Annotated in this window: 5 protein-coding genes; all 5 read left to right on the plus strand. The window is 71.1% G+C overall.

Features of this window, described 5'->3' with window-relative positions:
• The first annotated feature begins 488 nt into the window (after positions 1-488).
• The gene (locus tag LCD33_RS28205; protein WP_224978477.1) at positions 489-2,186 is read left to right on the plus strand and encodes a DUF2207 domain-containing protein; all 1,698 of its coding nucleotides are present in this window, start codon (positions 489-491) and stop codon (positions 2,184-2,186) included.
• Positions 2,187-2,236: 50 nt separating this feature from the next.
• Positions 2,237-2,647: a hypothetical protein gene (locus LCD33_RS28210; protein WP_224966106.1), complete on the plus strand. Its 411-nt coding sequence runs from the start codon at positions 2,237-2,239 to the stop codon at positions 2,645-2,647.
• 29 nt (positions 2,648-2,676) lie between these two features.
• Positions 2,677-3,186, plus strand: a complete 510-nt coding sequence (locus LCD33_RS28215) for a DUF3558 family protein (protein WP_224966111.1) — start codon at positions 2,677-2,679, stop codon at positions 3,184-3,186.
• Between the two features lie 31 nt (positions 3,187-3,217).
• The gene (locus tag LCD33_RS28220) at positions 3,218-3,808 is read left to right on the plus strand and encodes a DUF3558 family protein (protein ID WP_224966107.1); all 591 of its coding nucleotides are present in this window, start codon (positions 3,218-3,220) and stop codon (positions 3,806-3,808) included.
• 12 nt (positions 3,809-3,820) lie between these two features.
• A partial coding sequence (locus LCD33_RS28225) for a hypothetical protein (RefSeq protein ID WP_224978478.1) occupies positions 3,821-4,976 on the plus strand: 1,156 nt, incomplete at its 3' end.

Consider the following 4,976-nt stretch of genomic DNA (forward strand, 5'->3'; position numbering starts at 1 on the left):
GCGGGAGGTAGTGCGGTTCCGGCGAGCCGCCGGACTCGGTCGCGGGCAGCGGTTGCGCGGCCGGGGGCGGGCCCACCGGGCGCTCACCCCACGGGGGCTGTGGCTGCGTCATGACCGATCTCCCGGCTTCGCCGACGACTGGAGCGGACCGAGCTTAGCGGTGCCGGGACCGGGTCCCGTGCGCTGATCGCTCCACATCGGAGCAGGTGGCGGCGCGGCGGCGGCGCGCACCGGCCTGCCCGGGTTCGGGCGCGCGGGATCCGCGGGTGCCGGCCCGGCGGCGCCGCCCAGGACCGGCGCGCAGCTCGGCAGGCCTGCTCGGGGCAGGCCGGGTCTGTCCGATGTGGACTGAGCGGTGCGTGCCGTCCGGTGGGCCGTGGCGGTCCCGGAATCCGGGTCGGAACCGGCGCTTCCGGTCATCGGTCGGCTCCTCGGCTCGTCGGGTCGGACGGAGATCGAGGGTAACCAGGCGGAGCTAGGGTCGTGCCGTGTTTCGCGAACCGCGTTCGGGACCGGGTGGGAAACCCTCGCCGACCTCGCTGCTCGCCGCGGTCGCGGTGCTGGCCGCGGCGCTGCTCACCGCCGCCCCGGCCGCCGCCGCGCAACCGGTGAACGTGCTGCCCGGCACCGCCGCCACCGACGTGCGGGCCAAGCTGGAGCGCGACGGCGCGCTCACCGTCACCGAGCGGATCGCCGTCCCCGCCGGGAATCCGGTGCACCGCACCATCCCGCTGCGGCAGCCCGCCGCCGACGGCGGCGACCGGGTGTTCTCCCTCGCCGACGTGCGGCTCGACGGCGGAGACGTGCAGGTCGGGCCGGACGCGGTGCGGCTCGTCCTCCGGCCCGGCGAGGCGACGTTCCGGTACGCGGTCCGCGGCGCCGTCGCCGACGACGGGCCGGAGCAGGAGGTCCGCTGGCAGTTCTCCGGCGGCTGGGACGTGCCGGTGGACCGGATCTCGGCTTCGCTGCTCGCCCCGCAGGTGCCGCGGGACATCACCTGCCTGGCCGGGCCGGTCGGCGGCGACGAGCGCTGCGACCGCTACGAGATCGGCCGCGCCCAGCAGGTGCAGGCCCTCCAGTTCGGCCTCGCACCCGGTGATCGGCTGGTGCTGTCGATCCGGGTGCCGGGCGGGGCGGTGCCGTCGAACGCCGTCGTGGAGCGGCCCTTCGACCCGGCCCACGCGTTCTCGCCGCACCCGGGTGCCATCGCGGGCGTGGCCGGGGTCGGGCTGCTGCTGATCGGTGCGCTCGGGACGCTGCGGCACCTGCGCCGCCGGGACGCCCGCACCGCCGCCGCGGCGACCGGGCCGGCCGAGGTGCTGACCACGACCGCAGCCGGGACCACCTTCACCTCGCCGGACGGGGTGCTGCCCGGGCACGTCGGCACCGTCCTCGGCGAACGGGCGGAGCTCGTGGACGTCGCGGGCACCGTCGTGGACCTCGCGGTGCGCAACTACCTGGGGATCGAGGAGCTGGCCGCGGACTGGCGCATCGTGCGCCGCAGCCCGCCGGACGCCGCGTTGCGCGATCACGAGCGAGCCGTCCACGACCTCCTGGTGGGTGAACGCGATCAGGTGTCGCTCGGGGAGCTCGGTCGCGGCGACCTCGCTCCGGTGCGGGAAGCGCTCTACGCGGAGGTCGTCGCGCGAGGCTGGTTCGCCCGCAGGCCCGACGCGGCGCGGAACCTGCTCTGGTGGGGCGGGATCGGCATCGCGCTCGCCGGGGCGCTGCTCGCGGTGCTGCTGGTGCTCACCGGGCCGCTGGGGCTGATCGGCGTCGCGGTGGCGGTCGGCGGGCTCGTGCTGACCGCCGCTTCCCGCTCGTTGCCCGCCCGCACCGCGCGGGGCGCCGTGCTGGCCGGGCGGCTGCGAGGTCTGCGGGCCCACCTGAGTTCGGTTCCGGTGGCCACCTTCCCCGCCGCCGATCGGGAAGCGGCGTGCTTCCGCGCGCTGCCGTACGCGCTGGTGCTCGGCGAGGTCGAGCGGTGGCTGGCCGCGTGGGCGGACCTCGACGCCGCCGACGCGCCCGTCGCGCACTGGTACCGCGAGCGGGGAGCGGTCGCCGACCTGGCGCACCTGCGGGCGGCGCTGCCCGCGTTCGCGGACCGGCTGTGCACCTGCTTCGCCGCGCACCGGTCGCCGCCCGGTTCGCCCGAACCAGTGACCACCGGAGCGGCGTCGCGCTAAAGTGTTCGTCATTCACTGGGGAGATCATCGGAGTCCAGAGGGGCCTGGGGATGACAAGCGCAGAGGCGGGCGGCTTCGCCGCGGCGAAGGAAGGTCTGAAGGCGATCGGCGCCCAGACCCAGTCGATCAACCAGCAGGTCAGCGCGGGCAAGCTCGCCCTCGACCCCCAGGTCGCCGAAGACGCGGCCAAGAGGGTGGAAGAGGAGATCGAGGCGCTGCAGAAGCTGTACAGGCGCGCGGAGGCACTGCGAAGTGTGCGCGGCTTGGGTGATTATCCCGATGGTCAACAGTTGATGAAGCGCTTCCAGGACAAGGCAGCCGACGGCGATGCCGGTGCTCTCAAGCTGATCCGAGACCTTCAGGAAGAACTGCAGAAGCAGGCGGATGCATTCCGGGGTGCAGCCCGGGATTACCGCGCCGTGGAAGAACAGAACGCCGACGACATCAGGCGAGGTATGTAGTGAGGAAATTTTCCCGGCCGTTGGTCGCAATGATCTCAGGGCTCGCCCTGTTCGGCCTCTCCTCGTGCGCGCTCGGTGGATCCGACGGAGGCAGTGGTGGATCATCTCCCACTTCGGAGGCCAGCGGCGATGGGCTGAAGGATTTCGATCCATGCACCTTCTTTAAGTCCGAAGAGCTGACTTCATATGGTGTGTCGACTCAGGCGGAAGACTTTACGGACGTCAGTTTCCAGCCCGGGTGCACGTGGCATGGAAAGCGATTGGACGTTTCGCTGCAGAAGAATGCGGGCGAGACCGTGGACAGTCTGGAGTCGGGTGGCCCCTACGACGAGTACACCCGAATCAATGTGGCGGGTCGTGACGCCGCACGGATGCTCGTCGACGGAGCGGCCGGTCAAGGCAGCTGTATCACGGTCGTTGCGGCCGGCGGTGGCGTCGCCCTTTACCAGCTTGTCGGTTATATGCGTGACTCCGTGGCCGATCCGTGTGGCGAAGTCGAAAACATTGCCAACCAGACTGCGGCGCGCTTGCCGGAATGATTTGAAGCGACCGTGGTGGAGAGGGAAGGCGATGGGGATCGTGAGGGCAGTTAGATCTGTCCGTGGCGGAACGCCGAGGCATCGGTCTGCGACGTCCCGGGTGTCGGTCGCCGCGCTCAGTGGGGTAGGGCTGGTCGCGTTGACTTCGTGTGCGTTAGGCGGGCCGGACACTGGTCGTGTCGGGCCTCCCGAAGCATCGCCAGTGGCCCACGGTGCAAATTTGAGCCAGTTCGATCCGTGCAATTTTTTTAAGCGGGAAGAGCTAACGGCTAATGGTTTGCCAACAGAAGCCAAGGACTTCACCCTCGTCAGCTTCCAGCCCGGATGCGCTTGGAGTGGGGAGAAGTTCGACCTCGCTTTCCAGAAAAACGCCGATGAGACCGTCGATAGTCTCAGCAAGGGCGCATGGGATGAGTTCACGCGAATTCAAATCGGTGGCCGCGAAGCTGCTCGTGTCATCCCGACGGGGGCGAAGGGGCAGGGCTTCTGCAACACGGTCGTCAATGCAGGTGGCGGGGTTGTCTTGTACCAGTTCACCGCAGCGATGCGGGACACCGTCGCCGACCCGTGCGGGGAGATCGAGAAGATCGCCGAGCAGACCGCGTCGCGGCTTCCGGAATGATGTGGGGGAATCATGGGCCTGATCAGCATGATCGACAACGCCGGTTCGCGCGTATTCGGATACGAGAGCTCGGCTGAGAAGGAGCGCAAGGAGCACAGCGAGGAGGCGAACCGGATCGCCCAGCAGCAGCAGGCACAGCTCGCCCAGCAGAACGCCGGGATGGACGTGCAGGGCTTCGACAAGCCGGCGATCACGCAGTGCGTCAACTGGGGCGGCTTCGACCACGCGCAGATCTACTCGACGAACCAGGACTCGATCGACCAGGGCAAGGTCGGCGAAGTCGCCCAGGTGTGGATCGAGTTCGCGAAGGAGTTGCGCGGCCGCGGCGAGAACTACGCGACGGACGTGCAGCGCATCGTCGAGGGCGGCTGGGAGGGCGAGGCCGCGAACACCGCCAAGGAGGTCGGCAAACCCGCTTCGGAGTGGATGCGGGCGAGCGCCGACGCCTTCGAGGTGACCGGCAACAACTTGAACGCCGCCGGTGAGGCCGCCGGGCAGGCGCGGAACATGGTGGACCAGCCGGACGGCTACAGCGTCGGCCGCGGTGTCGCCGCCTCCATCCCGTTCGGTCCGGCGGGTGCGGGCTTGGACGCGCTCGGGCAGATGGAGGAGCGCGAGCAGGCGGAGAAGGCCGCGCAGGAGACGATGGGCCGCGTCTACAGCCCGACGCTCACCCAGGTCGACTCGAACATGCCGCAGTACACCGGCCCGGACGGTTCGACGAAGGAACCGCCCGCGGCGACGCAGCCGGCCGGTACGGACTGGGGCACCGGTCCTGGCGCGAACGGGGTCGGTCCCGGCACCGGTGGTGGTATCGGCACCGGTGGTGGCGGTATCGGCGGCGGTACCGGTGGTGGCATCGGTGGTGGCGGCCTGCCCGGCGGCGGCTACGGCTCCAGTGGAACGGGTGGTTTCGGCGGTGCCGGGAGCCACCCGGGCTCGCCGTCCGGGTCCGGCAGCCAGTGGTCCGGGCCGGCGTACGGCCCCGGGGCCGGTGGCGTTCCCGGCGGCCCGGGTGGTCTCGGTTCCGGCGGCAGTGGTGCCGGTGCAGGTGGCGGCATCGGTGCCATCGGTGGTCTCGGCGCGGGCGGCGCCGGAGCCGGTGGCGCGGGCCGCGGCGCGGGTGGCCTCGGTGCGGGGGGCGGTGCCGGTCGCGGGGGGGGGGGGG

This window comes from Saccharopolyspora sp. 7B (assembly GCF_020177435.1).
Classification (GTDB): Bacteria; Actinomycetota; Actinomycetes; order Mycobacteriales; family Pseudonocardiaceae; genus Saccharopolyspora_C; species Saccharopolyspora_C gregorii.

What these genes read in the sequence shown, in the direction of transcription:
- LCD33_RS28210 (WP_224966106.1), top strand. Translation starts at nt 2,237, where the DNA reads ATGACAAGCGCAGAGGCGGGCGGCTTCGCCGCGGCGAAGGAAGGTCTG.
- LCD33_RS28215 (WP_224966111.1), top strand. Translation starts at nt 2,677, where the DNA reads ATGATCTCAGGGCTCGCCCTGTTCGGCCTCTCCTCGTGCGCGCTCGGT.
- LCD33_RS28220 (WP_224966107.1), top strand. Translation starts at nt 3,218, where the DNA reads ATGGGGATCGTGAGGGCAGTTAGATCTGTCCGTGGCGGAACGCCGAGG.